Raw genomic sequence first — 26,534 nt, forward strand, 5'->3', positions numbered from 1 at the left:
GTTCCCGGCGCGCCTTCCCGGCGCCCGCACTTGTCCTGGCTGCGTCGGCCTGAGGCCGCGCAGTCGCTGTCTGTCACTACCGGAACCCACACGATCTCCAACGGGGCGGAATCGAAAATGCGGCCCAGTCTAGGCCGCTACATGTAAGCCGGGTGCGAAGGCCTACGCCGGGATTTCTCCCCATTCAGCAAACAGCAGGCGAGGCTGCCGACGGCCTGCCGGATCGACCACGATTGGATCGAGCAAAACGGGCGGCGGCACATCCCTCGGCGATCGCGCTGGCGACGGGGCCAACGCGATCGATCGTACTTCAGCAGCGCGCGTTACTCGTCCTGCAGGACGACGCCGGCCGCGTCCTGCAGGGCAGCGGTGCGCGCACGGTCCATCGCCACCGCCAGTTGCTGGCGGGCGAGCAGTTGTTGGGCCTGCACCACTTCGGGTGTGGGCAGAAGCACCGGTCCCGGTGCGTTTTCCGGTGTAGCGGGTGTGGTCATGCAACCTCCGTGGACATCCCCGCTGCCGCGCGGGTCCAACCGGGCGGCAGCGGAACTGCGCACCCTATCCTAAAAACAAGGCGGATGGGTGACGTGCAAGCCGGTGAGGCCTGCGCCTGCAAAGGGCATGTGTCACGTTCCAGGCACGCAGCGCTGGATCCTGAATAGGCATTTCCGGTAGCATGAAAACGTTTTCTCACAGGGAAGTTCCTCCCATGAATACCGTCGACCTCACCCACTTCAGCCCCAAGTGGCAATTCCGCTTCAACTTCTACCGCCAGCACGGCGCGCCCAAGGAGCCCGGCTTCAAGCAGGCCTGGCGGGCCCTGTCCTTCGGCGACCGCCTGAAGATCAACCTGAACATCTTTGCCCTGTTCTTCGGCCCCATCTACCTGCTGATCCTGGGCATGTGGCGCAAGGCGCTGGTGGTGATCGGCATCGCCATCGCCCTGGCGGCCATCACGATGTTCCTGCCCGACATCGTCGGCCGCGCGGTGTTCATCGCCTTCAATGTCCTGGTCGCCTCCAGCACCAACTACAGCTATTACCTGGAAAAGGTGGAAGGCCGGACCGGCTGGAACCCGTTTGAAGGAATGTTCTGAGCCACTCAGACCTGCGCACGGACGCGCGGCAAGGATGCAACCGACGCCCGGCCCCCGCCGGGCGTCTTCGTTTCCGGCATCAGGCCGCGCGCAGCGTGGCCGTCGTGCCCGTGCCCGCTTCCGACTGCAGCCGGAAGCGGGACACCGCCACCGCAAGCTGCTCGGCCTGCTCTTCCATCGCGCGCGCGGCAGCACTGGCCTCTTCCACCAGCGCCGCATTCTGCTGGGTGGTTTCATCCATCTGCACCACGGTCTGGTTGACCTGCTCGATGCCGGCCGACTGCTCGCGTGAGGCGGCCGAGATCTCGGCCATGATCTCGTTGACCCGCCCGACCTGGCCGACGATCTCCTGCATGGTGTTGCCTGCGCGGTGCACCAGCTGCGCACCGCTGCCGACCTGGGCCACCGATGCGTCGATCAGTCCCTTGATTTCCTTCGCCGCTGCGGCCGAGCGCTGGGCCAGCGCGCGCACTTCGCTGGCCACCACGGCGAAGCCGCGTCCCTGCTCGCCCGCACGCGCGGCCTCAACGGCGGCGTTAAGGGCCAGGATGTTGGTCTGGAAGGCGATGCCGTCGATCACCGAGATGATCTCGGCGATGCGCTGCGATGAGGTTTCGATCTGCTGCATGGTCTGTACCACCTGGCCGACCACCTTTCCGCCTTCGCTGGCCACGTCCGCCGCCGATGCGGCCAACGTGTTCGCCTGCAGGGCATGATCGGCATTCTGGCGCACGGTGGAGGTCAACTCCTCCATCGACGCTGCCGTTTCTTCCAGGTTGGCCGCCTGCAGTTCGGTGCGACGCGACAGATCGCTGTTGCCCGCGGCGATCTCGCCGGCCGCCAGGCGGATGCTCGCCGCTGACTGCTGGATCTGGCCGACGATATGGGTCAGCTGTTGCGCGGTGCTGTTGGCATCGTCGCGCATCACCGCGAACACACCATGGAAGTCGCCCTGCATGCGTGCACTGAGATCGCCGGCGGCGATGGCGCGCAGCAGCGTGGAAAGCGCCGCGAGGTTGTGGTCGCTGGCCTGCATCATCGCGTTCAGCGTGGTCACCATGCGGCGGAAATCGTGCTCGAACCGCTCACTGTCACCACGCACGGCAAAGTCGCCGGCGGCAGCAGCGGCGGCCAGCTGCTGGATCTGCTCGTTGATCGCCGCCAGGTTGCTCTTGGTGGTGGCCATGGCGGCGGTGAACACCGCCTTCTCGCCCGGCAGCGGCTCCATGTCCACGCTCAGATCGCCCACCGCGTAGCGCTGCATCACGTCCACCAGCCGCTGGGTGACCGCATTGCTGGACGCCACCAGCTGATTGCTGTCGGCCACCATGCGACCGTACTCCCCCGGGAAGGCCGCCGCGTCCATCCGGTAACTGAGCTCGCCCGCATCATGGCGGCGTGCCATCTCCGCCTGCGCCGCCATCACCGCCTGCAGCTGTCCCCGCATGCCCTGCATCGCCTCGAGCAGGCGCCCGACCTCATCGTTGCCGCGCGCCGGCAGCGCGGTGTCCAGCTTGCCCGCCGCCACGTCACCTGCAATGCGTACCGCCTGCGCCAGCGGCCGGATCGCCAGGTGACGCAGCAGCAGGTAGACACCGGCGCTCAATGTCAGCGCGGCCAGCACGCCGACCAGCAGCGTCAGCCACAGCAGCTGGCGAGCCTCGGCCACGATAATGGCATGCGGCACCACCACACCCAGCGCGAAGCGCTGCGGGGCATCGCCAACCCGCAGTGGCACGTACAGGCGCACATTGCCGGCGCCATCCGGCTCGAACGCTTCGACGGTCCTGTCGGCCGCGATTCCGGCCAGCATGTCGCGGGTGAAGGCATCGGTGCGCGGCTTGCCGATCTCGGCGGCGTCGGCCGAAGCCAGGACTACGCCCTTGGGCGAAAGCAGTTCAACGCGGCCTGCTCCCATCGGCGCAAGCGTCGCCAGATGCTTCTGCAGCGCCGCCAGCGAGAAATCGACGGTGAACACGCCGAGGAACGTGCCGTTCTCCACGATGGGCGTGCTCAGGGTGCTCATCAGCACCTTCTGGCCGGCGATCTCATAGGCATAGGGCTCGCTCACCTTGGGCAGCTTGTCGCGACTCGGCCCCATGTACCAGTCACCGGACCCGCTGGCGGTTTCGGTGTAGTCGGTCATCACCGACTGCTGCGGCTTGCCGTCCTGCCAGGCCCAGTAGCTCATGTAGCGACCGGTGGCGTCATGTGCCTCGCTGTTGACGAACTCCGCGTCCTTGCCATCGAAGGCATCGGCCTCCCACATGGTGCTCTTGCCCAGCCACTCCGGGTGCGCGCGCAGCTGTTCGCCGAGCACGGCCGCCAGGCTGGCACGATCAGGCTGGTCGCCCCGCGCGCGCTGGGCCAGGACGGCCTCGACCATGGCATCGTTGCTGGCGAAGGCGGTGCCCAGATCGGCCGCAACCTGGCGCGCTTCGGCATGCGCCTCGCTGGCCATGGTCTGCCGCGACGCGTTGATCAGGCTGGCACTGGCCTGGCGGTAGATCAGAAAGGCGGTCAGGCCGAAGCACAACAGCGCTATGGCAGCGGTGCCCAGCATCAGCTTGTGGGCGATGCTGCCCGGACGACGGGCAGCGGCGGAGCGGGAAGACGGCATGGGAGGGTCCGCAAGGCAGGTCAGGACATCCGGCACCGCGTTGGCGCCGCGCTGGTGCGCGATCCCTCGCGCGGCGACCTGTCTGAGCCGGGCGATGCCCGGCACCGCAAGGGCGCACCGGGTTAGCGGCCGTTCCGCGGCGGGGTTGAGCCGTTGCCCTGCGTCAAGCTGAATGCACTCAGTTTGGGATGGCTCATACGTGCGGCGAACCTACTCGACCACCCGGTCCTTCAACCACTGCGTGCGTGGCAGCACTTCGATGCTGCCTGCCGCGTACTGCTGCAGTACATCGTCCGGACCGTAGCGCGGCTGCCAGCCCAGCACCGCAACCGCACGGCTGCCGTCGTACACGCGGTCGATGCTCAGCGGCAGTGGCCAGCCGCGGCGCTCGAACTCGGCCAGCAGCTGCGGTGCGCGCCGCGCCAGCACCCGGCGTGGCTGGGTGGCCAGTTCCAGGCAGTCCTCGCGCCGGAAGGGGGTCGGCGCGCAGGCGATGTAGCGCTGGAACGGTGCGCCCCCGTTGTGCAGCAGCGCGGCATGCGCGCTGGCCACATCGCGTGCATCCAGGCCCCGGTGCAGGCGGAACATCGCCATGCGCTCGGGAGGCTCGGGGAAGCAGCGGCCCATGCGCAGCACGCGCACGGCGAACGCCTCCGATGCCGCGGCTTCGGCCAGCGCCTCGGCCTGCAGCTTGGTGCGGTGGTAGATGGTCCTGGGCAGGGGTTCAGTGTCTTCGTCGATCCAGCGACAACCGCCTGCCACCACGGCATGGCCATACAGGGCGGTGGTGCTGGTCAACACAAAGCGTCCGACGCCGGCGTCACGCGCCAGCCGCAGCAGCTGCGCGGTCGCCTCCACGTTGATCTGCTGGAACACCGTGTCCGGCACCAGCCCGACATGCGGTGCATGCAGCGCAGCGGTGTGGATCACCGCATCCACGCCGCGCACGGCACGCTCCAGTGCCTTCGTGTTGGTGACATCGGCAATGATGCGTGTGGTGGCGAACGGGCTGCGATCCAGCCCGATGACTTCATGGGTGGCCGCCAACGCGCCGAAGATCGCGCGCCCGATCCGCCCGGAACTTCCGGTCAACAGAATCTTCATTGAGTCCATTCACTCAACAGCGCCCGGGAGCTACCGGGATGAACCGATTCTAGGCGTGGCCTGTGTCCAGAGCGATAGCGGCGCTGCGCAAGTGCAGCGTCAACGACAGGCAGGCAGAACGTGAAGACCACGCGCCATCTGCGGACGTACCGTTAGCCTGCCGTCGGCAAGCATGAGGCTCCGCCACGCCGAGAGAGATCCCCTATGGCCAGCAGCAACCGCGGGTTCGCGTCGATGGACCAGCGCATGCAGCGCGCGATCGCCGCCAAGGGTGGGCGCGCCGCCCATGCCTCCGGCAACGCCCATGAATTCAGTCCCGCCGAGGCGCGCATTGCCGGCCGCAAAGGAGGCGAAGCCATCAGCCGCGATCGCCAGCATATGGCCGCGATCGGTCGCGAAGGCGGGCATGCACGCCACGCCCGCGCACAACAGCAGCGCCAGCAGTCCGATCAAGGTCCACAGGGCCGCGACGAACCGGGTCAGCAGGACTGAGCGACGCGCCTCAGCCGTGGCTGAGGAGGTTCAGCAGGCGTCCGAACGGGTCCCGTACGTAGAACCGGCGCACGCCCCATGGCTCCTCGACGGGGCCATACACGACGTCGATGCCGGCGCTGCGGATCCGTTGCAGGACGTCATCCAGATCGTCCACCTCGATCGACAGGTCCGGCACCGGCGTACCCGATCCGCCCTCGCTGGCGAAACTGAGCTGCGCAGGTGCAGTGTCCTGCCCGGCGCAGGTGACGATCCAGCCATGATCCATCACCACCGGCATGCCGAGGATGCCACCGTAGAACGCGGCGGCGCGCGCCGGATCGGGCGTGGCGATGTTGGCGACGATGCGTCTGACAGCCATGACGTTCCTGTTCAATGAGGGGCAAAAACGAAACTGCGCGACCGGCCGGCACACCGTCAATCTTCAGGGACGCGTGCACAGACTGATGCGGCAGGGTGCGAAAAGTGTGGCTTCCGTCACGAAACATTAACGCGTTAACAAAATTCCCGTCACATCGCTGGGGGTGAAACGCATTCAGGACAGTTAGCGGCTGGGTAGACCGTCAATCAAGGAAGTTTGCCTGATGAATCACCCGCTGCATGGCCGTTCGTCCCGCTCCCGTTCCCCCTTGCAACGCCCGCTGGCACTCGCGGTGGCCAGCTCCCTGCTACTGGCAGCCGCCCTGCCGGCGATGGCCTCCGATTCACTCGATGCCTGGCAGCAGCAGCGCCAGCTGCAGGCGGCGTGGGCCCAGCCGGGCCATGCACAGACGGACGCAACCGTTGGTCCTTCGGCGCAGGCCACGTCCACCCCGGTCCTGGGCAACGCGGGCGATGCCGCCAGTTGGCACAGCGACGAGTTCAATGCCGACTGGGGCCTTGCCGCGATGGGGGCCGACCATGCCTATGCCCGCGGCCTGACCGGCCAGGGCGTACGCCTGGCGCTGTTCGATTCCGGCTCGGCGCTGGCCCACCCGGAATTCGCCGGCCGCAACACCACCAGCATCACCATCGGCCCGGACTGCGCGACGGCGGGGATCGTCGCCGGCGAAGGGGCCTGCTCGCAGACCCGCGGCGAACAACCCGGCTACAACTATTACGGCCTCGGTGCCGGGGTGCCGGCGGCGCTCGCCGGTCGCCTGATCGCGGCCGGCCTGCCCTACGGCTTCAGCTACGCCGATCATGGCACCCACGTGCTGGGCACCATCGGCGCCAACCGCGACGGCACCGGCATGCATGGCGTGGCCTTCGGTGCCGACCTGACGGCAGCGCGCGTGTTCGGTGACACCTACTATGAGTGGCGCCTGGATCCGGATGGTTTCTATCGCCCCCGCGCGGTGTACCGCACCGACCCGGACGACGACGCCGTAATGGACATGTATGCGCAGGTCCAGGCGCAGGGCGTGCGCGCCATCAACCACAGCTGGGGCATCTCGACCCGCAACATGAGTGCCGCGGCGCTCGACCGCCAGTACGCCGCGATTGGCGCGGATTACGACGTCTACGGCAGCATCTACGCAGGCAGCGACGCTGCCCCCGGGTCGACCCTGATCCAGGTGTGGTCGGCCGGCAACGGCAGCGGGGCCGTCGCGGGCATCACTGCGGCCCTGCCCCGCTGGAAGCCGGAGATCGAACCCTACTGGCTGGCCGTGGCCAACGTGCGCCAGCCGGTCGCCGACGATGGCGAAACCGACTATGTGCTCGACGACAGCTCCAGCATCTGCGGTGCCGCCGCCAACTGGTGCATCTCCGCCCCGGGCACTGACATCGCCAGCACCATCGTCTCCGGTGAGATCCAGGGACGCATCGAGGAAACCAGCGAGTACCTGCGGCTGATCATCGACAGCGAGAACACCGAGTACACCTACGGCCTGAAGACGGGCACCTCGATGGCGGCGCCGCACATCACCGGCGCCCTCGGGCTGCTGTTTGAGCGCTTCCCCTACCTGGACAGCGCACAGGTCCGCGACGTGCTGCTGACGACCGCCCGCGATCTGGGCGATCCGGGCATCGATGAGATCTACGGCTGGGGCATGGTCGACCTGCGCAAGGCCATCGAAGGCTTCGGCTCGCTGCGCGTGGACACCGATGTGGTGATGAACCAGAAGGCCGGTGGCCTGAAGGTCTGGGAAGGCGAGGCCTGGGATGACTGGACCAACGACATCGGTGGCCCCGGCAAGCTGACCAAGTCCGGCATCGGCTGGCTGCGCCTGAGCGGCGACAACAGCTTCAACGGTGCGGTGGTGAACGATGGCGTCCTGGAATTGAATGGCGCCAACACGCTCACCTCGGCAGTGGAGGTGAAGGGCGGCCAGTTCCTGCTCAATGGCTCGCTGGTCTCCACCGCCCTGAACACCACCGGCGGCGTCAGCACGGTCAGCGCCGGCGGCGTGCTGGACCACAGCAACCTGGTGGTCGATGGCGGCGTGATCTCCTTCAACGGTACGCAGACCGGCGGTAATACCACCGTAGGCGCCAATGGCCTGCTGAAGGGTGTCGGCACCCTGGGCACCACCCGGGTCGACGGCATCATCGCGCCGGGCAATTCGATCGGCACGCTGACCGTCAACGGTGACTATGTGCAGGGCGCTACCGGTGTGTTCGCGTCTGAACTGGCGCCGGGAGGCCGCAGCGACCAGCTGCACGTCACCGGCACCGCCACGCTGGACGGCACACTGGTCGCGCTGCCCGAACCGGGCGTGTACTACCTGGGTGAGCAGTTCAACATCCTGCGCGCCGACGGTGGCATCAACGGTCAGTTCGCCCGTACCGACTTCAGTGCATTCTCGCCGTTCCTGCAGTTCAGCCTGGCCTACAGCGCCAATGGTGCACGCATCGACGTGGCCCGGGGTGCGCTGCTGGCCACCGCGGCCACCACGCGCAACCAGCGCGCCGTCGCTGGCGTAGCCGATGGCCTGGCGATCAACCAGGGCCTGCCCCGGCCGCTGACCCAGCTGTTCCCCGCCCAGGTCGGCGCCGCGCTGGACGGCCTGAGCGGCGAGCTGCATGCCGCCACGCCGCTGGTGCTGGTCGAGAGCAGCCGCTACGTGCGCGATGCAGCCTTGTCGCGGCGTTCGGGCAATGCGTCGCCGGGCAGCACCGGCGACGCGACCGGTGCGTGGGTACAGGCGATCGGCGGCAACGGCAAGCTCGATGGCGATGTCGAAACCGCGCGCACCGACGCCAACAGCAACGGCCTGCTGGTCGGTATCGACCGCGAGTTCGATGGCTGGCAGGCCGGCGTGCTGGCCGGCACCGGCCGTACCGACGTCAAGCAACGCGACCGCCGCGCCAAGTCGAAGATCGACAACACCCACGTCGGTGCCTACGCCAGCCACAGCTGGGGCGGCTTCGGTCTGCGCGGTGGCGTGGCCTGGAGCAAGCACGAGGCAGAGAGCACCCGCGAGCTGGCGTTCGCAGGATTCAGCGACACGCTCACCGGCCGCTATGACGCGCGTACCCGCCAGGCTTTCCTCGAAGCCGGCTACCGTTTCGGCTCTGATGAAGGCGGCCTGGAGCCCTACCTGCAGGTTGCCCGCGTCGAAGTGGACCTGAAGCGCATCAACGAGCGGGGCGGCGCCGCCGCACTGCAGGGCGAAGTGGAAGACACCCGTACTACCGTGGCGACCGCTGGGCTGCGCTTCGACAAGGGTCTGAAGGCATCCTTCCAGCAGGACAGCTGGCTGCACCTGCGTGGCGCGGTGGGTTATCGCCGGGCCTCCGGCGACCGCAGCCAGGTGGCCAACCTCGCCTTCGCCAACGGTGGCGGCGCGTTCGCCGTCAGCGGAGCGCCGATCGCCGACAGCGCTGTCGTGGCCGAGCTGGGGCTGTCCGCGTGGCTGACCCCGCGGCAGTCGCTGGAGCTGGGCTACAGCGGCCAGTTCGGCAGCGAGAGCCGTGACCATGGCGCCACGGCGCGCTGGTCCGTGCGCTTCTGATCCACGTTCAACTTACCTGCTGAAGAGCATTGGGGCGGCCTGGGGCCGCCCCTTTTTTTCTCCGGAGAATGCAGCCCGCGCGATCAGGCTGCCTTCATCGCGTGCTTCCGCGCACGCATCACGTTGTGGCATTCCTGCACTTCCGGCAGCAGCTGGGTCACTTCCTGGCGTACCGCCGGCGGCAGGCCCTCATCCTTCAGCGCGTCCTTGAAAGCTGCCAGCAGGCGGTCTTCCGATTCTTCCAGCTCGGCCACGTAGCCATAGTTGGTGTCGCCGAACGCTGCGCGCACCTTGCCGTAGAACTGCTGCATCGAGCCGACCAGGGTGCCGTGGTCTGCGGGCTTGCCACCGGTGGCCGCAACCGCGCCACTGAGTGCCGACACGATGCGGCCCTTGACGCCGGCAATGCGTGTGAACAGTGCCGCCAGCTCGGCATCCTTCACCTTCGTGGCCGCCTCTTCGTAGAACGACTTGCCGTCGCGTGCGATCTCGATCAGGTCGTTGAGACGATGTTCGATGGTGGACTGGGTGCTCATGTTCTGCTCCTGAAGTTCAGATTCGTTGGGAACCGACAACGGTGTGCGTTGCCTGCATCACTACCTTGGACAAAGGAATGTAGCCCCGGGGTGAGCGTCGTTTGATGCATGCATCACGTCGCTCAACGCGGCCTGACCGCCGCTACCAAGGCACGAAAAGGATGATCCCGGTAATCACCAGCACGGCGGCCAGCACTCCCAGCAGCACCTTCCCTTGTCGCCAGCTCGGCGTCGGTTTTCCTGGCGTGTTCATCGTGTTTTCTCCTGTCGATGCGGACGCTGGCAGCCTGATGCATACGCCAGCGTCGGCACGTGCACGCCATGTGCATCGCGCGTGCACATGTGAGGGCCCTGCATGGACCATGCCGGTGGACAGCGATATCGCGCTCACCGCATGTACGCCGGGCATCAACGCCGGGCCCGCTACGGTCAACATTCCTTCCCGACTGGAGCCGCACATGGCCATCAAGACTGCCGAAGACCTGTTCATCCACGAACTTTCGGACATCTACAGCGCCGAGAAGCAGCTGACCAAAGCCCTGCCCCGCCTTGCCCGTGCGGCCGAGAATCCGGATCTCGCCGCCGCCTTCGAAACCCATCTGGAGGAAACCCAGGGCCAGATCGAGCGGATCGACCAGGTGGTCGAGACGCTGGGCATCCGTCTCAAGCGCATCAAGTGTGCAGCGATGGAAGGGCTGGTGGAGGAAGGCAAGGAAGTCATCGACAGCATCGACAAGGGACCGGTGCGTGATGCCGCACTGATCGGTGGCGCCCAGAAAGTCGAGCACTACGAGATTGCGTCGTACGGCACCATCGCCGCGCTGGCCAAGCAGCTGGGCTACAAGGACGCGCTCCCCCTGCTGCTGGAAACACTGGCCGAAGAAAAGTCGACCGACGAGAAGTTGACCCTGCTGGCCAAGGGGGGTGGCAACGCCAAGGCAGCACAGGCCGCCTGAGTTCCACTGCGATACGCCGCCAGGGACGGCGGCGGCAACAGGAGATCCCGATGCATCCGGATATCATCGGCTGGATGGCGACCCTTGTGCTGGTCGCCACCTTGCTCAGGCAGATGGTCAAGCAGTGGCGTTCGCCACATCCCGAGACACTGTCACGATGGTTGTTCGCCGGCCAGATGGTGGCCTCGGCGCTGTTCACCCTCTACAGCCTGATGCTGGGCAGCAGCGTCTTCGTGGTGACCAATCTGCTTCTGTTGGCGACGGCTCTGCTTGGGCAGGTGTTGGCGCGGCATCGCCAGAGGCAGGCCCCCCTCCCTCCCCCCTGTTGATCACCGCTGGCGGATACCGGCCGGCCCGGGATCGCCGAACAGGACCTGATCGCGGGGACAGAAAAAGCTGCGTCGCCGGGTTCTGCCCAGATACTGCTTGCTGACGGGGCCGCCACATCGCGGACAGCTGCGTTTGGCATGCACCTGCCAGTGCCTCTTGAGCTCGTGGCGACGCTTCCATTCCAGGAACTCGTAGCTGTAGGTCCTGGCTTCGCGGATCAGTGATCCCAGCCTGCGCGGCGGCAGGTCACCCACACGCGTGGCCGGGTGTACGCCGATCCGGAACAGCACTTCGTTCTTGATGATGTTGCCAACGCCGGCAAAAACGTTCTGGTCCAGCAGTGCGTCGCACACCAGGACGTCAGCCATCGCTTTCAGGCGGCGGCGCGCGAGCCGGGGTTCCCACGCATCGCTCATCACATCGGTGCGCCAGTCGTAGGCTTCTTCCAACGGGCCGTCGATGAGTTTGACCGAACAGGCATAGAGGTTCAGTTCGCCGGCATCGAACCTCAGCGATACGCGCGGAGGCGAAGGCTTGCGCTCATCGATACGCCAGCTGCCGAACAGCATCAGATGGATCCGCAAGGTATGCGTGCCGAACTCCAGCAGGAAGTGCTTCCCCCAACTACGCACGGATCGCACGCGCTGCCCTGCAAGCATGGACAGGTCAATCCGGCTGTTGCCCCCGACATGTCGCAGTATCTGGCCGGTGAACATCTCGGCGGCCTCGCGCAGCAGCACGATGGAAGGGCCTTCAGGCATGGCCGTGTTCTCCGAGCAGTGCCTGCAGTCGCAGTGCATTGCTGACCGCATGGCCCTGCGCCGTGTTGTCCAGGATCATCCAGGCGCAATGGCCGGCACGCGCGCGGTCCCTGAGCAGCCCGGTCAGCCGTGCCAGTGTGGTCTCGTCATAAGCGCTGCGATAGATATCCGGCTGGCCGTGCCATCGCCAATAGCTCCAGCCGCGGGCCCCGCCCGGCTCGCCCGCCTGCGCGACCCGCGCCGGGTCCGCCGCCACGCGCGCGATGTCATGGACCGCCAGCAGCGCATCCACCTCGGCACTGAACCAGGACGGATGTCGAGGCTCGCACGCCACCTGCCTGCGCGTGCGCCGACGCAGATCGTGCAGAAACGGTTCGACGTGCTGCGGCTCGTACGCCAGGCTGGGAGGCAACTGCAACAGCAGCGCACCCAACCGGCTGCCGAGTTCTTCCACCGCAGCCAGGAACGGGTCGAGCAGCGGGCCGGCACCGCGCAGCCGCTGCTCGTGCGAGATGGAACGCGGCATCTTCACCGTGAAGCGGAAATCGTCCGAAACGGAAGCGGCCCAGCGCCGATAGGTCTGGGGCAGGTGCGGGCGATAGAACGAGGAGTTGATCTCGACCAGAGAAAGGCGCGTGGCGTAGCGCTGCAGCAGACTATCACCTCCACCGAAACTGGAGCGATCCGCCGCCGACAGGGACCATCCTGCGCAACCGATGCGTATCCGCGTTCCGGCAGGGTGCGGTTCCACCCCAGCGCTCATGACCCGCTCCCACCAGCAGGCGCAGCCTGCATCATCGGTCCGCCCTGATCGGCTCGCAGGAGAGGCGCCGTCAACAGCTGCAGCCTGTCCAGCGCGCTGGTCGGAATTCCGCTGGCCGTGCTGCGCACGAACCCGGTCCAGTCAGACAGGGCCACCCTGCCGAGTGCCGTGTGCTCCACCTGCAGCCAACCCATCCGCCAGTGCGAGAACTGGCGGCGACCGATACGACCGCGGTTGAGCTCGACCACACTGTGATGGCTGCTGCTGTCGAGGATGCGCCGCCACGCGGCGTCCACGCCCTGCTGTGGCCCCTCCAGATACTGAAGGAAGCGATGACCATCGAACAGAAGCACGCCGGTGATGTCCGCTGCTTCATTGAATGCCACCGCGTCGTTGACGAGACCGCGCAGCCGTTCCGCGCTCAATGAGGCAACGGCTTCGCTCGCATAGGCAATGGCACGCAGAGGCATGGGGCACCGGTGATTGCAGGGGTCTCTACCTTAGTCCTTGCTACCGAAGGTGCGGTGATTCCGGCGTGCAAGCCGCGTTCAAGTGCGGGGCCGGCTGTGCGCTCGTGGTGATGGCATGAGGAATACGGCAAGCGCGGACGACATCGTGTTGCCGCATGAAGCACCGCCGGCTAGCGGCGGATGTGGATGATGGTCGGTGCCGTCAATACGACGGCTCAACACTGGAGACATTCCATGGCCAACCAGAATCAGAACCAGGGCAACAGCAACCGAGGCTTCGCTTCGATGGACGAGGACAAGCAGCGCGACATCGCTGCTAAGGGCGGACGCGCTGCGCATGAGTCGGGCAACGCACACGAGTTCAGCCCGGAGGAAGCCCGTGAAGCCGGCCGCAAGGGCGGCGAATCCGTAAGCCAGGATCGTCAGCACATGGCCGACATCGGTCGCGAGGGCGGGCAGGCGAGCCGCGGCGGCGGAAACCGGGGCGACGGTCAGCAACAGCAACAGCAGCAACGCGGCGGCAATAACCGTGGCGGCCAGCAGCGCTGATCGGTCGTGACCGGATGCAACAGCGGATGGGCGGGCAACGTTCCCGCCCATCTTCACATCAACGGCGCGGCTCCAGTCCCGTCCGGGCCGGACCTTCCAGCAATGCGCCGGTCGCGCTGAAGCGGCTTCCGTGACAAGGGCAGTCCCAGCTGCGCTCCAGCCCATTCCACTGCACCAGGCACTTCAGATGCGGGCATACCGCTGACATCACATGCACATCGCCCGCGTCGTCGCGATGCACGGCCAGATGATCGCCGCCCACCTGGACGACCACGCCCTCGCCTGGCGCGATGTTCGCCGTGCGCATGTGTGTCGCCCGCATCCGGTCCGCGATCATATGCTTGGCGACGGTCGCGTTGCAGCGGGCCCATCCGGCAATCGAACGCAGCGGTGTGAACCGCATGGGACTGAACAATCGCGCCGCATCGGTCTGCACACCCTGGATGCCCTCGCAGATGGCATGCGCCGCCACACCTGCCCAGGTCAGGCCGTCAGCACCGTAACCGGAGGCTATCCAGACGTTGTCATGGGCACTGTTGCCGATGAAGGGCAGCCGGTCTGCCGGCCGGAACTGCTGCGCCGACCAGCTCACGGATGGGCCTGACACAGCGAAATGGTGCTGCAGATCCGCCTCGAGGGCTGCGCAGGGATCTGTGGCGGGGGTCTCTCCGACGCGGTGCGATTCACCCACCATCACCAGCCAGGGCGCGCCGTCCGGCCCGGTTGCACGCCGCAGGGAGCGGTGCCGGTCCGCAATCCAGTGAATACCGGCGGCGGGCGGCCCGGAGACGGGCGCGGCCACCGCGTATTCGCGATAGCACTCCATCTCTGCCTGTACGAGATTGAAGCCCGCAGGTGAGTGGGTAGCGAGTACGAAATGGTCGGCGCGGATCGAGCCATGCCGTGTGCTGGCGATACCCGCCTCGGGATCGAGCGCGGTCAACGCGGTGTGCTCATGGATCCGGACGCGGCCTGACAATCGCATGGCAAGTCCAGTGCAGAACGCAGCCGGGTCGAACTGCGCCTGCCCCTCGAGCGTGAAGGCGTGGCCCAGCGTGAACGGAAGTCCGTGCTGCCGATGCCGGCACGGCAGGCCGGCGCAGGTGTACGCCTGCAGCTCCCTCTCGAACTGCAGTGTCGCCTGCCGGTCCCGGCCCTGGACTCCGTACTGCATCGGGACCCGGTCGAAACCGCAACGCAGGTCGTATCGTCTGACCAGCAGTTCGATCGCACGGATCGCCTGGGCGCGCCACCGCACCACGCGGGACACGACATCGCCTCCCCAGCGCGCGACCAGATCCGCCATGTTCGAAACCGGTGCATACAGATTACCCGTCGACAGACCCGTATTACGCGAAGCAATGCGTCCCGCGTCCACCACCACGACGTCCAACCCGCAATCGGCAAGCCTGGCTGCAGTCAGCAGGCCCGTCATCCCCGCGCCCACCACCAGCACCTGCGTGCGCAGGTCGCCCTGTGCCGGCGGACAGGGATGGCTCTGCATCATCTCCAGCCACAGGCTGGTGCGTGGGCGCGGGTCGTTCATGGTCACTCGTCTCCCTCCGGAGAACCGTTTATGGCGATCAGGGGGTGAAGCGGCGGCGGCCTCGCTGTGTACGTTCTGTCGGCCATGTATCCGTTACAGGGTGCCGCGCCCATCGCTGCATCATGGCTCGCGCGCCGGAAGATCCAGCGCACCCGAGCCGGGACCGGCACCCAGCTCGGCACCGGTCGCCGGCCTCGCCTCTGGATCAGACATCGTGCGCACCGTCATCGCCTGCACGGCAGCCTGTTCACGTGTGTCCAGTTCCACCGAGGCGCTGCCGTCGCCGCCATCCAGGGCCATCTGCGCATCGCGGTCGTCGACGCGCTCCCAGAGCTCGCCGCTGTTCCAGCTCCCCTGCAATCCCTCCGATCCTTCGCCCTGCGACAGGTCCACGTACAGATCCGTGTAGGCCGGGTCACCGGGCAGCTTGCCGGGCGGGAAGTTGGGCTGGATGCTGTGCAGCGCCTTCTCGAATGACTTCATATGTGCCACCTCGCGGGTCATCAGGAAGCGCAGTGCGTCCTTGATGCCGGGATCGTCGGTGACGTTGATCAGGCGCTCATAGACCAGTTTGGCGCGGGCCTCGGCGGCAATGTTGGAGCGCAGGTCGGCACTGGGGTCACCGATCGTATCGATGTAGGCGGCAGTCCACGGCACCCCGCTGGAGTTCACCAGCGCAGGACCGGCACCGTAGAGGATCTGCTCTGTGTGGCTGGTGCTGTTCTGCCCCAGCAGCCGCATGTCCTCGGCCTCTGCCAACGCCTCGGACTGTATCGCCTTGGGCCCGCGGTTCAACAGCGCGATGATGGTGCCGATGATTTCCAGGTGGCTGATCTCTTCCGTGGCAATGTCCATCAGCAGATCCTTGCGCCCGGGATCACACTCCGCCAGTCCCTGGGTGAAGTAGCGCATGGCCGCCGCCAGTTCGCCCTGCGGCCCGCCGAACTGCTCCAGCATCAGCGTGGCCAGCTGCGGGTTCGACGCACGCACGCGTACGGTGTACATCAATTTTTTGTGATGGAAAAACATGGCAATCTCCAGTAGCGGGCACGCCCTGTCCTAGCGCTTGGCTTCAGCACCGGGGGTTTCATCACGGTTGAGGAAGGCACCGACCAGGCCGTCCTGGTGATCTTCCAGCCAGCGCGCCATGGCAACCTCCTCCTGCAGGATCTGCCCGCACACGGCAGCGATGTCGGCAGCGCCGGCACGCTCGGCGGCGATGATCAGGGCGCGGTACGTGGCGATCTCGGTATTCTCGAAACCAAAGGACAGACCCAGACCCTTCACGACCTCATCCTCCATCAGGCTGTTTCCGGCCGCGTGGATGGCGGCCGTCAGGCTGGCGAACACGCCCTTGGCCGTGGGCACGCTGCCACCAAGTGATTCAATGCACTGGCGCAGCGATGCAGCCTGCTGCTGGGTCTCCTGCACGTGCTGGGCGATACGCGCAGCCAGCGCGGGATAGTTCTCGATACGCGAGGCCATGGCCTTCATCATGGTCTCGGCTTCCTGCTCCATTGCGTAGGCGTCCTGCAACCACTTCAGCAGGCGCTCGCTGCGAGCCGTAGTCTTCTCGGACATCACGACACTCCGGTGCGGGGCAACATGCCACCGCGGATCATGCTGAAGGCGTGTCGATCAGCTGCACGTGGTCATGCGTGAGCGGTTTCCAATGGCGCGTCAACATGACGCCGATGCCGCGCTAACACCCTTGCGTCGTGCTGCCCATTGCCGCCGATGCGCGCTCAGGCCTGCAGCACGGATGAGGGAGCCGCAGGCGGCATCGTGTACGTGCGCGCGGCACCGGCCGAGCGAACCTCCGCGGCAGACAGCACCTGCATGACCCGATGCTCCGCCCGACGCTGCGCGGCCTCCACGCCCACCACGTAGACGAAGCGGCCATCGAACTTGGCCTGTGCGCCGTCGAGGCCGTCTGCCAACAGCAGTGCCCGCTTCAGCGACTTCATCCAGGCGCGGGACGGCACCCTGTCAAGTTCGACGACGACTGCCATCCCACCGCAGGCGAGCGGCATGCTTTCCACGCGCAGCACCTGGGGCGCAGACAGGGATCCGGATGCGTTCATTGTGCGACTCCTCGTGCGGGGACGGCGGCAGTATCCACAGTGATCGCCAAGGCATCGTCAACGTTGCCGGCCCATCCGTGCACGCTGCCTGCACGGCACGCGCGGCTTCGCGTCGACACCACATCATCTCCGCATCGCCTTGATGGCCTGCGGCGGACACTGTCGTCCCCACGGCTCTATAGACCTACCTCATGCCTCGCACGACCGGCCAGCCTCCCTGCAATCTGCTACTGGTGGAGGACCAGTTCGATCTGGCGGCACTGATGGAACAGGCACTTGAGGACAGTGGCGACCACGTCACCCATGCCTACAGCGTGTTTGATGCCCTCGGCCTGCTGGACCGTCAACGGTTCGATGGCGCGGTACTGGATGTGGAACTGCGCGATGGCGTGGTGTTTCCGGTAGCCGACCGCCTGGCCGAACTGAAGATTCCCTACCTGTTCGTCTCCGCGGTGTACGACCAGCTGGTACCTGCACGCCACCGGCGTGCCCCCTTCGTCGCCAAGCCGTTCCACATCGAGGGCCTGCAACGCGCTGTCCGTCAGACGCTCTGCAGCGATACGGCGGCGGGCGGCCAGCGCTGAACCAGATCGTGCAGCAGCGAAACGCGCTCCGCCGAGGGCGGCTCAGGCCGCGCGGGCGTAGGGCTCGACCACGGCAAGCAGCCGCTCCATCGCCGTTGCATCCTCGTGACCGTCGGCAGCGCGCAGGATGAAGCTGGTCCAGTCCGCCCGGGCGATGTCCCGCAGGATGTCCGACTCTGTATGCAGGCATCGCATTGGCCAGAACGGCAACCGGCGCTGACCGACTCGACCGTGGGCCAACTCGATGATGCCACCATGGCTGCTGGCACCCGTCACCCGTGAGTAGGCCACCTCCAGTCCATCCGGTGGGCCTTCCATGTACTGCAGGAACCGCTGCCCATCAAACAGCAGCACACCGGTTACACCCGCGCCTCGATTGAAACGCGCGGCGTCGGCCATCAGGGATTCCAGCTTCCCTGCCATGAAACCCTCACTGGCTTCACTGATGTAGACGATGGCTCTGTTCGGCACGCTCCGGCTCCTGCTCCCACAAACATCGAGCCTATCGTGCTTCCCGTTCAGCGCCTGTGTACACGTACCGTGACCCGGTCACACTCCGCTGCATTCATACTCGTGTCGGCGGCCGCAACGCGGTCATCGCGAAAGAGACCGGTCTGCGCGCAGGCAGTGCAGCAGTTCCCACAGCCATGACAGCGCAACCACCATCGCCGGCAGCAGCGTGAGCACCCAGTCCTGCGCCGGCGCCAGGCGCCATTGCAGTGCCCACGCCGGTTCAGCGTGATAGGCCACCCAGAGCACGAACAGCCACGGCGCCACGTCCAGCACGCTGTGCACATGCTGCTCGGCCGGACTGATGCGTCGCCGGCCATCCGCGCTGGCGGTATCGAGATACCCCGCGATCGCATGGGCGGCCGCCAGCACGGCAAGCAACACCGCCAGCGCCCGCGTATCGGCCAGCAGCAACCAGGCCAGCACACCAGTCCCCACAAGCGCCAGCTGCACCCCATGCAGCGTGCTCTCGCGCAGGCCCGAGGTGTGGGGCAGATCGGTGCGGCGATGAAAATGGAAGTCCAGCGTGCCTGCGGCAAGCCACAGCACGTACAGGACTATCATGGCCGAGGCGCTCATGCTGCCCTCACGGCGTAAGCACGATTTTGCGGCAGTCATCGTCCTTGGCATCGAACATCGCGTAGCCCTGTGCGGCGTCGGCCAGCCGCATGCGGTGGGAGATGATGTCGCCCGGGTCGAGGCGGCCCTCCATGATGGCATCCAGCAGTTCCGGCATCAGGCCCTGCACATGCGTCTGTCCCATCTTGAAGGTCAGGCCCTTGTCAAAAGCATCGCCGAGCAGGAAGCCGTGGATGAAACCGGCATAGACGCCGGGAATGCTGATCACGCCGCCCCGTCGCGCGGCCGCGATGCACTGCCGGATCGCCACGCCACTGCTGCCTTCCAGCTTGACGGTGGTCAGCGCTGTTTCCAGTGCACTGCCTTCGGCCTCGAATCCGACGGCCTCGATGCAGGCATCCACGCCCCGGCCACTGGTCTGGCTGAGGATGTAATCGGCAGGATCCGGAATATCCCTGAAATCGATCGGAATGACGCCGTAGGCATCCCGTGCATAGTCCAGCCGGTAGGACAGATGGTCGACCATGAAGATGGTTTCCGCACCCAGCAGGCGGCAGCATGCTGCGCTCATCAGGCCGACTGGACCCGCCCCGAAGATGGCCACGGTCGAGCCCGGCCTGATGCCCGCGTTGAGTGCAGCCTGGTAGCCGGTGGGCAGGATGTCGGACAGGAACAGGACCTGCTCGTCCGCCACACCGTCCGGAATCCGCAGCGGGCCGATGTTGGCCTTGGGCACGCGGACAAATTCAGCCTGCCCCCCGGCCACGCCCCCGTACAGGTGGCTGTAGCCGAACAGCGCTGCAGGAGGCAGCAGGCCTTTCTGGTTGAGCGCCGCCCCCTTGCCGGGATTGGTGGTCTCGCAGGCGGCATACTCGGCCAGGCGGCAATGGAAGCACTCACCGCAGGCGATCACGAACGGGATCACCACGCGGTCACCGGCGCGCACCTGGGTAACGGCGCTGCCGACCTCTTCCACGATGCCCATGAATTCATGGCCGAGCACATCGCCATCATGCAGGTCCGGGATCTTTCCGCGATACAGGTGCAGGTCCGAGCCACAGATGGCTGTCGCGGTCACGCGCAGGATGAGATCGTCATCCTGCGCCAGCACCGGATCGGGAACTGTCTCGACACGCACATCCCTGCGGCCGTGATAGGTCAGTGCCTGCATCGTGCTTCTCCAAGGGAACGGACCTGCAGGATCGCAGCCCGCCCCCTGCGGGCAGAGTGACCGCACGGTGTGCGGGATGTTCATTCGACTGCGCCATTGCGTTAACCCTCACGCGTGCACGCTGAAGCCTCCATCCACCGTCCACGGGAAGACTGCCATGAGCAACAAGCTGCCGTTCAACCCCACCGTCGATGTCGATGACCAGGCCAAGGCACATACACCCGACAAGCGCCGCAACGACAACGCCAGATGGAAGGAGCACGACATGCCCGACGATGGCGATGGCCCCAAGGCGCGCCCGGATGACTATGAACGGCTCGATCCGGACCCCACCGGAAAGCGCCATCGCTGAGTCCGCCTCACGGACCGCATGCGCGGGATTCACGGATGTTTCTTGACCGGCCACGCAAGCTCACCGCATCCCCATAGGATCTGCATGGCGAGGTGCTGCATGTGGAAGCGGAACGGTCTGTCACTGGTTCTGCTGGCTCTGACCCTGCTGTTCATTGCCGGCCAGGCACTGTCAGGACTGCAGGTGCACAACGAGGAGCTGGTCCATCACGGCCGCGCGCCGCTGGATCTGTGGCATTACCTGGCCAGCGGCCACTTCATCAGTGCCACCTTCGAGAACTGGGAAAGCGAGTTCCTGCAGATGGGCATGTACGTGCTGCTCACCGTCAGCCTGCGCCAGCGCGGCTCTGCGGAATCGCGCCCACTTGACCCTGCACAGGAACACGCACGGATCGAGCCCGGCCCGACACCCTGGCCGGTGCTGCGTGGCGGTATATGGAAGACGCTCTATGGACATTCACTGGCGATCGCTTTCGGACTGCTCTTCCTGGTCAGCTTCAGTCTGCATGCCGTCGGCAGCTGGAAGGCGGAACAGGTTGAACAGCAGTTGCAGGGGCTTCCCCCACCGTCCTTCCTGCAGCATCTGACCAGCAGCACGTTCTGGTTCGAGTCCATGCAGAACTGGCAGAGCGAATTCCTGGCGGTACTGGCGCTGGTCGTGCTGACCATCTTCCTGCGGCAGAAGGATTCCCCGCAGTCCAAGCCCGTGCAGGCGCCGCATGCGCAGACCGGAGACTGAGCCATGCCACGCCGGAATGCCACGACCGCACTGCTGGTCATCGACATGTTCAGCCGCTTCGATTTTCCCGACGCTGGCGCGCTGGCGCCCCTGGCGGAGCGGGCCGCGACCCGCATCCGCAGGGTGCGTGACCATTGCGATGCCCGCCGCTGGCCGGTGATCCATGCCAACGACAACTTCTCCGACTGGCAACGGGATTTCCGTCAGCAGGTGGAGCAGTGCAGACGGGACGGTGGCAGTGCCGCGCGCATCGCGGACATGTTGGCGCCGGCCCCTCACCACTATTTCGTGCTCAAACCGAAGCACTCGGCGTTCCTCGCCACGCCCCTGCCGATCCTGCTGGCCAAACTGGGGGTCCGCCACCTGTGGCTCACCGGCATGGCGACCGATTCCTGCGTACTGGCGACCGCGCTGGATGCCAACGCGCGGGAGTTCAAAGTAACCGTGGTGGCTGATGCCACCGCGGCGCTGCCAGCACGCAGGAGAGTGGCACTGCAGACGCTGGAGCGTTCAGGCGCCGCACGGATCGAGACGGTTGCCGGGCTGCTGTCCTCGCCGCGGCGAGCGCAGCGCTGAGCAACGGTCGATTTCCGTTCCTGCCGTTCGTCGACACAGGGAAGGCAGGCCTCCCGCCGGCCGGAGCACCTCCGATGACCCCGATCCTCACTGCCTTCGCCACCTCGCCCGATCGCGGCCAGGGCCTGGCCCGCGACATGCGCGTGCGCTGGGCACTGGAAGAACTGGGCGTGGCCTATGACGTCCAGCTGCTGTCCTTTGCCGAGATGAAGCAGCCGGCCCATCTGGCGCGCCACCCCTTCGGGCAGATCCCCACCTACCAGGAAGGCGAGCGGGTGCTGTTCGAATCCGGCGCGATCCTGCTGCACCTGGCCGAGCGCCATCGCGGCCTGCTGCCGGCCGGGGACAGCGCCCGCATGCGCGCGATCATGTGGATGTTCGCTGCGCTGAACACCGTCGAGCCGCCCATCGTCGAGCGATCCATGGCATGGCTGCTGGAACGCGAGCAGCCCTGGTATGCGCAGCGGCAGGTGATGCTGGACGAGCGCGTGCACGCACGTCTGTCCCAGCTGTCGGCATGGTTGGGCGACAGGACCTGGCTGGAGGACGAATTCAGCGTTGGCGACCTGATGATGGTGGCGGTGCTGCTGCGTCTTCAAAGCAGCGGCATGATCGGCGGGTATCCGACGCTGGCCGCCTACCTGGCGCGGGCCACGGAACGCCCTGCCTACCAGCGCGCATTCGCCGCCCAGCGGGCGGTCTTCCAGAGCCGGTAGCCCTGCATCGGGCGGGACCCCGATGCGCCGACACGGTTGACGCCTCACCTGGCTGCGCCTACAGTCTGCGCCGCAGCCCCGGAACGGCGCTGCCGCAGGCGTTATCGTCATCCAACGCGCCCACAGCCGGGAGGGCCTCAGCAGAGGAAACCCGGGCGACAGGCGCCACGGTACTGCCCTGCCCTTCGCTCCTGCGGGAGTGGATGCATCACGCCGTGGCCTTTCCCAAGACCCTCTGGAAAGGCACTCCCATGAACCTCACCGGCAACACCATCCTCATCACCGGCGGCAGCCGCGGCATCGGCCGTGCATTGGCCGAGGCGCTCCACGACCGCGGCAACCAGGTCATCATCACCGGCCGCGACCGGGCACTGCTGCAGGCGATCGGCGAGCAGCGCCCGGGCCTCGTCGCCCTGCCGCTGGAGCTGGGCGATCCTGCATCACTGGCGGACCTGGCCGAGATCGTCCATGCCCGCTTCCCCAGCCTCAACGTGCTCATCGCCAACGCGGGCATCTCCCGCCCGGAAAACCTGGCCAGCGGCCACTGGGACGACTTCGATGCCGAAGCCATCATCGACACCAACATCCTGGGGCTGCTCCGCACCGTGGCCACGTTCCTGCCGTTGCTGACACAACAACGCAGCGCCACCTTGATGGCCACCGGTTCTGCGCTCGCCTTCCTGCCACTGGCCAGCTTCCCGACCTACTGCGCCAGCAAGGCGTTCCTGCATTCGTGGCTGGTATCGCTGCGTCATCAGCTTCGCCATCTGCCGGTGGAGGTGCTGGAACTGTCGCCCCCGTATGTGCAGACCGGACTGACGGGTGAGGCGCAGGCGACCGACCCGCGCGCGATGCCCGTGCAGGAGTACGTGCAGCAGGTTCTGCTGAAGCTCGAGCGCGGGGACCACCCGCGGGGAGAGCTGCTGCTGGAGCCGGACCAGGCACGACGCTGGGCCGAACGCGATGGCACCTACGACACGCTCTTCGCACTGATGAATCCAGCCTAGCGCAGGCACGGAATGCAATGTAGGCCGCCGCCGGCAGACGCCGGCGGTGGCTTCAGCGCGCGCTGCGCCGGCAGGCCGCCTGCACCAGCATCAACTGCGCGACCAGGATCAGCATCGCGCATCCCGACAGCAACCACGGGTCGATGTACCACTGCGCGTTGAAGCTGAAGCTGCCTGAGGAAATGCGCTTCCAGCCGTTGAAGTGCTGCATCGCCGCCACCACGAACGCGAAGCCTCCCGCGGAGAAGGAGAGCCAGGGCACGACGATGCCGCCGGGCCGCGCGAACAGGGTCAGCACCCCCAGCACGCCGATGACCGTGCGCTGCACACGGCAATAGGGACAGACGTAGGCCAGCCCGCTCCACTCCACCGACCACGCCAGCAGGCTCACCAGCACAGCCACGGCGCCTGCGATGTACAGGGTCTTCGCTGGAATCGTCATGCCGCCATCGTCTGCCATCCTGTGCCTCCTTCGTCGCCGGACCCGCGCAGGGTAGCGTGAAACGCGCCGTATGACCCCACCCCGCAGCCCTGTGCCCGCAATGCTCTCAACGCGGGCTTCACCGGCTCTGGAGTCCGATCGGCCCATCTCCTGTGCCCTCGCGCACGGCCACCCTGCCTGTCTCCGCCTGAGGATATCGACGTGAACCACTCATCGCCTCCCCTTGCCATCCTCGTTGCACGCGTACTGCTGATGCTGCTGTTCCTGGTCTCCGGCCTTGGCAAACTCGGCAACCTGGCCGGCACACAGAGCTACATGGAGACGATGGGCGTGCCCGGCATCCTGCTGTGGCCGACCATCGCATTCGAGATCATTACCGGCCTGTGCATCCTGCTGGGCTTCCAGACCCGTCTGGTCGCCGCGGTCCTGGCCGCCTTCAGCCTGGTGACCGCCTTCATCTTCCATCACCAGTTCAACGATCCCACCCAGCAGATCATGTTCCTGAAGAACATGGGCATCGCCGGTGGCTTCATTCTGCTGGCCTGCACCGGCGCCGGCCGCTACAGCATCGATGGTCGCCGGCGTCGCGGATGAGGGCACCCTCGTCCATCTGAGGCTGACGGGGGTGGCAGCGTGTCGTTTTTCACCGCTCCCCCGCCTTCGCGATCTGCGCCGGCGCCCGACACCGCGCCGGTTGCGGGCCCCTGCCTTGCCTGCATCGGCGGGCCTGTGATTACGTGGTGCTCCAGATCGGCAACGCGCAAGGTCCTGCATGAGCGACACGGTGGATACCTTCTGCCCCTGGATCATCGGCCGTCCCTGCCTGCCGGTCGGCGAATGGGCGGACTGGTCACAGGTGATGGTGGCAGAGGTGATCGGCTTCGCTGCCATCTATGTGCCCTGGCAGATGTCCCGCGCGCAGACCCAGCGCCGCATCACCACCTCGCTGACACTGTGCGGCATCACCCTCTTCCAGTTCCTGCAGGCGGCGAAGCTGGCCACGGATCGATCCGGCGACACACAGCTGTATCGCTACCACCGCACCTGCGGCATGGACATGCTCAACTCGCTGCGTCAGATTCCAACGCACGAGCTGATCGACTGGGATGTGATCCACACTCGTATCCATCTGGAGATGCGCTGCGTGCAGCTGATCGAGTACGCCGACAACTGGCATATCGAGCAGGAGGGCTTCGCGCGCCTGCCCGACAGTACGCTGGAGGAGCTGGCGCACCGCATCGGCCTGCTCCATGCAAGCCTGGATGAGGTGCGCGGCCTGCTGTTGCGCAGGCGGATGTTCTGGCCATGGCTCTCGCGCCGGGTCGTTGCCTTCGAGCGGCTGCCGACAGCGCCCGGGCCGGTCAGCCGGAGCGCATCAGCGATCCAGTAAGGGTGGCCGACGCCAAGCCCGTTCATCACACGGTGGGGACCGTACCCCCATCGATCCGATACTCCGTCCCTGCGATCGACGCGGAGCGCGGGGAGGCCAGGAAAGCGATCAGGTCGGCCACCTCCTGTGGCTTGGCAGGTCGACCCACCGGAATCCCGCCCAGCCAATCCATCACGATCTTCCTGCCACCTTCGTAATCCGTTCCGGCCTCTGCGGCCATCCTCGCCGCGAACGCCACGGACGCCTCGGTCTCGATCCAGCCCGGCGCAACGCTCAGTACGCGCACGCCCTTGGGCGTCACCTCTCTGGCAAGCGACTTGCTGTACGTGGTGAGAGCGCTCTTTGCCGCAGCGTACGCAGTAGTGGACTCCGGCAGCGGCAGCACGCGCTGGATGGAGCTGACATGGATCACCACGCCCGAACCCTGGTGCAGCATCGTGGGCAGCAGTGCACGGTCCAGGCGCACCGCGGACATGAGATTCAGGTTCAGCTCGGCGAACCAGTGCGCATCGCTAATGGCAGCGAAGCCACCACCGGGCGTGTTCGAGCCTCCGAGCACATTGATCACGATGTCCACACCTCCCCACTGCCGGAGGACGGCCTGCGCAAGGTGATCCGTGCCTTCTGCGGTCGACAGGTCGGCAGCGACGTAGGTGACGCCCTCGCGCGGCTGGGCGGGAACCGTACGCGCGGACGTCGTCACGCGCGCTCCGGCCTCCGTCAGGGTTTTCACAACGGCAGCCCCCAGTCCCAGCGTTCCTCCTGTGACCACTGCCCTCAGGTCCTTCAGTTGGAGGTCGAAGTTCATGCCGTGATCTCCAGCGATGCGATCCGGCCGCGCTCCAGTCGAAAGCGGTACGTCAGAACCGTCGGGCTGCCGGGAAAGTCACCGGTGACGTCGGCCTGCACCCTGTGGATGTCGCCCTGCCGCTCGATGGCAAACGGCACACTCGTCGCGTGGTACCGGGCCGTTGCCTCGGCCATGAACGCCTTGATGGCGTCGATGCCCACGTAGGTATGTCCGTCGTCCTTCATCACCGCGTGTGCCGTGAAGCACTGCGTCAAGGCGTCCGGGTTCTGCTCTGCCGCGAAGTACGCCGCAATGGGCTCGGGAAGGGTCAAGGCGCTCACGTTTCTGTCTCCTCGGGTGGATGGCCCGTAGGATGCGCACCCAGGCTAATTTATTGAATATCCTAGAATCCGGATGGGCTCTTTAGAAACGAG

The 26,534-nt window shown here is 66.3% G+C and carries 32 protein-coding genes; 14 read left to right on the top strand and 18 right to left on the bottom strand.

Translation table 11 applies throughout. The features are described 5' to 3' along the window. Positions 1–323 precede the first annotated feature (323 nt). Positions 324–494, bottom strand: a complete 171-nt coding sequence (locus AC5P5M_RS05445; protein ID WP_164972337.1) for a hypothetical protein — start codon at positions 492–494, stop codon at positions 324–326. A gap of 215 nt (positions 495–709) precedes the next feature. Here AC5P5M_RS05445 and AC5P5M_RS05450 point away from each other — a divergent pair, with 215 nt between their 5' ends. Further along, positions 710–1,096, top strand: a complete 387-nt coding sequence (locus AC5P5M_RS05450) for a DUF2628 domain-containing protein (RefSeq protein WP_128987754.1) — start codon at positions 710–712, stop codon at positions 1,094–1,096. 79 nt (positions 1,097–1,175) lie between these two features. Here the strand turns inward: AC5P5M_RS05450 and AC5P5M_RS05455 are convergent, their stop codons facing one another. Further along, a complete protein-coding gene (locus AC5P5M_RS05455) occupies positions 1,176–3,716 on the bottom strand; it encodes a methyl-accepting chemotaxis protein (RefSeq protein ID WP_495205633.1) in 2,541 nt (846 codons plus the stop codon). Positions 3,717–3,926: 210 nt separating this feature from the next. After that, on the bottom strand, positions 3,927–4,820 hold the full coding sequence (locus tag AC5P5M_RS05460; protein ID WP_053517184.1) for an NAD-dependent epimerase/dehydratase family protein: 894 nt from the start codon (positions 4,818–4,820) through the stop codon (positions 3,927–3,929). Positions 4,821–5,024: 204 nt separating this feature from the next. Here AC5P5M_RS05460 and AC5P5M_RS05465 point away from each other — a divergent pair, with 204 nt between their 5' ends. Then, positions 5,025–5,312, top strand: a complete 288-nt coding sequence (locus AC5P5M_RS05465) for a hypothetical protein (RefSeq protein ID WP_053517182.1) — start codon at positions 5,025–5,027, stop codon at positions 5,310–5,312. Between the two features lie 10 nt (positions 5,313–5,322). On the opposite strand, the gene AC5P5M_RS05470 is transcribed toward AC5P5M_RS05465, so the two are convergent. Beyond that, on the bottom strand, positions 5,323–5,673 hold the full coding sequence (locus AC5P5M_RS05470; RefSeq protein ID WP_053517180.1) for a VOC family protein: 351 nt from the start codon (positions 5,671–5,673) through the stop codon (positions 5,323–5,325). Between the two features lie 223 nt (positions 5,674–5,896). Here AC5P5M_RS05470 and AC5P5M_RS05475 point away from each other — a divergent pair, with 223 nt between their 5' ends. Further along, positions 5,897–9,250: an autotransporter domain-containing protein gene (locus AC5P5M_RS05475; RefSeq protein WP_495205634.1), complete on the top strand. Its 3,354-nt coding sequence runs from the start codon at positions 5,897–5,899 to the stop codon at positions 9,248–9,250. Between the two features lie 83 nt (positions 9,251–9,333). Here AC5P5M_RS05475 and AC5P5M_RS05480 read toward each other — a convergent pair whose 3' ends face one another. Next, entirely contained in the window at positions 9,334–9,786 is a 453-nt protein-coding gene (locus tag AC5P5M_RS05480) for a PA2169 family four-helix-bundle protein (RefSeq protein WP_495205635.1), read from the bottom strand. A gap of 458 nt (positions 9,787–10,244) precedes the next feature. On the opposite strand from AC5P5M_RS05480, the gene AC5P5M_RS05485 reads away from it, so the two are divergent. Together AC5P5M_RS05485 and AC5P5M_RS05490 are read left to right on the top strand one after the other, a co-directional pair. Then, positions 10,245–10,742 (top strand): YciE/YciF ferroxidase family protein, encoded by a 498-nt coding sequence (locus AC5P5M_RS05485; protein ID WP_065181611.1) that lies wholly within the window; start codon positions 10,245–10,247, stop codon positions 10,740–10,742. A gap of 50 nt (positions 10,743–10,792) precedes the next feature. Next, entirely contained in the window at positions 10,793–11,071 is a 279-nt protein-coding gene (locus tag AC5P5M_RS05490; RefSeq protein ID WP_053517173.1) for a hypothetical protein, read from the top strand. On the opposite strand, the gene AC5P5M_RS05495 is transcribed toward AC5P5M_RS05490, so the two are convergent. From AC5P5M_RS05495 to AC5P5M_RS05505, 3 genes are read right to left on the bottom strand one after another with little or no spacing between them, the layout of a single operon-like run. After that, entirely contained in the window at positions 11,072–11,833 is a 762-nt protein-coding gene (locus tag AC5P5M_RS05495) for a DNA-formamidopyrimidine glycosylase family protein (RefSeq protein ID WP_495205636.1), read from the bottom strand. Continuing rightward, on the bottom strand, positions 11,826–12,596 hold the full coding sequence (locus tag AC5P5M_RS05500; RefSeq protein ID WP_495205637.1) for a DUF72 domain-containing protein: 771 nt from the start codon (positions 12,594–12,596) through the stop codon (positions 11,826–11,828). Before AC5P5M_RS05500 ends, AC5P5M_RS05495 begins: the two co-directional genes overlap by 8 nt. After that, positions 12,593–13,066, bottom strand: coding sequence for a BLUF domain-containing protein (locus AC5P5M_RS05505; protein ID WP_053517167.1), 474 nt, complete (start codon positions 13,064–13,066; stop codon positions 12,593–12,595). The genes AC5P5M_RS05500 and AC5P5M_RS05505 overlap by 4 nt, the downstream gene beginning before the upstream one ends. 234 nt (positions 13,067–13,300) lie before the next feature. Here AC5P5M_RS05505 and AC5P5M_RS05510 point away from each other — a divergent pair, with 234 nt between their 5' ends. After that, positions 13,301–13,615: a KGG domain-containing protein gene (locus AC5P5M_RS05510; protein WP_053517166.1), complete on the top strand. Its 315-nt coding sequence runs from the start codon at positions 13,301–13,303 to the stop codon at positions 13,613–13,615. A gap of 58 nt (positions 13,616–13,673) precedes the next feature. Here the strand turns inward: AC5P5M_RS05510 and AC5P5M_RS05515 are convergent, their stop codons facing one another. From AC5P5M_RS05515 to AC5P5M_RS05530, 4 genes are all read right to left on the bottom strand, one after another. Next, positions 13,674–15,161, bottom strand: a complete 1,488-nt coding sequence (locus AC5P5M_RS05515; protein ID WP_283219197.1) for an FAD-dependent oxidoreductase — start codon at positions 15,159–15,161, stop codon at positions 13,674–13,676. 120 nt (positions 15,162–15,281) lie between these two features. Further along, positions 15,282–16,190, bottom strand: a complete 909-nt coding sequence (locus tag AC5P5M_RS05520) for a manganese catalase family protein (protein ID WP_053517164.1) — start codon at positions 16,188–16,190, stop codon at positions 15,282–15,284. Positions 16,191–16,220: 30 nt separating this feature from the next. Continuing rightward, entirely contained in the window at positions 16,221–16,742 is a 522-nt protein-coding gene (locus AC5P5M_RS05525) for a ferritin-like domain-containing protein (protein ID WP_053517162.1), read from the bottom strand. A 164-nt stretch (positions 16,743–16,906) separates the two neighbouring features. Next, positions 16,907–17,245 (bottom strand): hypothetical protein, encoded by a 339-nt coding sequence (locus tag AC5P5M_RS05530; protein WP_258012848.1) that lies wholly within the window; start codon positions 17,243–17,245, stop codon positions 16,907–16,909. A gap of 191 nt (positions 17,246–17,436) precedes the next feature. On the opposite strand from AC5P5M_RS05530, the gene AC5P5M_RS05535 reads away from it, so the two are divergent. Beyond that, complete coding sequence (locus AC5P5M_RS05535; protein ID WP_053517160.1) at positions 17,437–17,829, top strand: response regulator; 393 nt, start codon at positions 17,437–17,439, stop codon at positions 17,827–17,829. Between the two features lie 42 nt (positions 17,830–17,871). Here the strand turns inward: AC5P5M_RS05535 and AC5P5M_RS05540 are convergent, their stop codons facing one another. The 3 genes from AC5P5M_RS05540 to AC5P5M_RS05550 all read right to left on the bottom strand — a co-directional run bounded on the left by AC5P5M_RS05540 (position 17,872) and on the right by AC5P5M_RS05550 (position 20,089). Further along, the gene (locus tag AC5P5M_RS05540) at positions 17,872–18,300 is read right to left on the bottom strand and encodes a BLUF domain-containing protein (RefSeq protein WP_476340316.1); all 429 of its coding nucleotides are present in this window, start codon (positions 18,298–18,300) and stop codon (positions 17,872–17,874) included. A gap of 123 nt (positions 18,301–18,423) precedes the next feature. Then, on the bottom strand, positions 18,424–18,903 hold the full coding sequence (locus tag AC5P5M_RS05545; protein ID WP_476340315.1) for a hypothetical protein: 480 nt from the start codon (positions 18,901–18,903) through the stop codon (positions 18,424–18,426). A 22-nt stretch (positions 18,904–18,925) separates the two neighbouring features. Further along, entirely contained in the window at positions 18,926–20,089 is a 1,164-nt protein-coding gene (locus tag AC5P5M_RS05550; RefSeq protein WP_065174470.1) for a zinc-dependent alcohol dehydrogenase, read from the bottom strand. A 157-nt stretch (positions 20,090–20,246) separates the two neighbouring features. Here AC5P5M_RS05550 and AC5P5M_RS05555 point away from each other — a divergent pair, with 157 nt between their 5' ends. The 5 genes from AC5P5M_RS05555 (at position 20,247) to AC5P5M_RS05575 (ending at position 23,478) form a co-directional block, all read left to right on the top strand. Then, a complete protein-coding gene (locus AC5P5M_RS05555) occupies positions 20,247–20,441 on the top strand; it encodes a hypothetical protein (RefSeq protein ID WP_053517152.1) in 195 nt (64 codons plus the stop codon). A gap of 99 nt (positions 20,442–20,540) precedes the next feature. Beyond that, positions 20,541–21,179 carry a DUF6766 family protein gene (locus AC5P5M_RS05560; protein ID WP_164151277.1) on the top strand — a complete coding sequence of 213 codons (639 nt, stop codon included), beginning with the start codon at positions 20,541–20,543 and terminating at the stop codon, positions 21,177–21,179. 3 nt (positions 21,180–21,182) lie between these two features. Continuing rightward, on the top strand, positions 21,183–21,755 hold the full coding sequence (locus tag AC5P5M_RS05565; RefSeq protein WP_128987748.1) for a cysteine hydrolase family protein: 573 nt from the start codon (positions 21,183–21,185) through the stop codon (positions 21,753–21,755). Positions 21,756–21,829: 74 nt separating this feature from the next. Then, positions 21,830–22,471, top strand: coding sequence for a glutathione S-transferase family protein (locus AC5P5M_RS05570; RefSeq protein WP_065181604.1), 642 nt, complete (start codon positions 21,830–21,832; stop codon positions 22,469–22,471). A 251-nt stretch (positions 22,472–22,722) separates the two neighbouring features. Continuing rightward, positions 22,723–23,478: an SDR family oxidoreductase gene (locus AC5P5M_RS05575; RefSeq protein ID WP_111186237.1), complete on the top strand. Its 756-nt coding sequence runs from the start codon at positions 22,723–22,725 to the stop codon at positions 23,476–23,478. 52 nt (positions 23,479–23,530) lie between these two features. Here the strand turns inward: AC5P5M_RS05575 and AC5P5M_RS05580 are convergent, their stop codons facing one another. Continuing rightward, entirely contained in the window at positions 23,531–23,938 is a 408-nt protein-coding gene (locus AC5P5M_RS05580) for a hypothetical protein (RefSeq protein ID WP_065174466.1), read from the bottom strand. A gap of 183 nt (positions 23,939–24,121) precedes the next feature. Between AC5P5M_RS05580 and AC5P5M_RS05585 the strand changes: the two genes are divergently transcribed. Together AC5P5M_RS05585 and AC5P5M_RS05590 are read left to right on the top strand one after the other, a co-directional pair. Further along, entirely contained in the window at positions 24,122–24,514 is a 393-nt protein-coding gene (locus tag AC5P5M_RS05585) for a DoxX family protein (RefSeq protein ID WP_065174465.1), read from the top strand. Between the two features lie 178 nt (positions 24,515–24,692). Continuing rightward, a complete protein-coding gene (locus tag AC5P5M_RS05590; protein WP_495205638.1) occupies positions 24,693–25,310 on the top strand; it encodes a hypothetical protein in 618 nt (205 codons plus the stop codon). 25 nt (positions 25,311–25,335) lie between these two features. Here the strand turns inward: AC5P5M_RS05590 and AC5P5M_RS05595 are convergent, their stop codons facing one another. Further along, a complete protein-coding gene (locus AC5P5M_RS05595; protein WP_495205639.1) occupies positions 25,336–26,118 on the bottom strand; it encodes an SDR family oxidoreductase in 783 nt (260 codons plus the stop codon). Beyond that, positions 26,115–26,441: a nuclear transport factor 2 family protein gene (locus AC5P5M_RS05600; protein WP_495205640.1), complete on the bottom strand. Its 327-nt coding sequence runs from the start codon at positions 26,439–26,441 to the stop codon at positions 26,115–26,117. The genes AC5P5M_RS05595 and AC5P5M_RS05600 overlap by 4 nt, the downstream gene beginning before the upstream one ends. Positions 26,442–26,534: the final 93 nt, after the last annotated feature.

The sequence above is a fragment of the Stenotrophomonas sp. YJH_SMC_106-19 genome, from assembly GCF_059368375.1.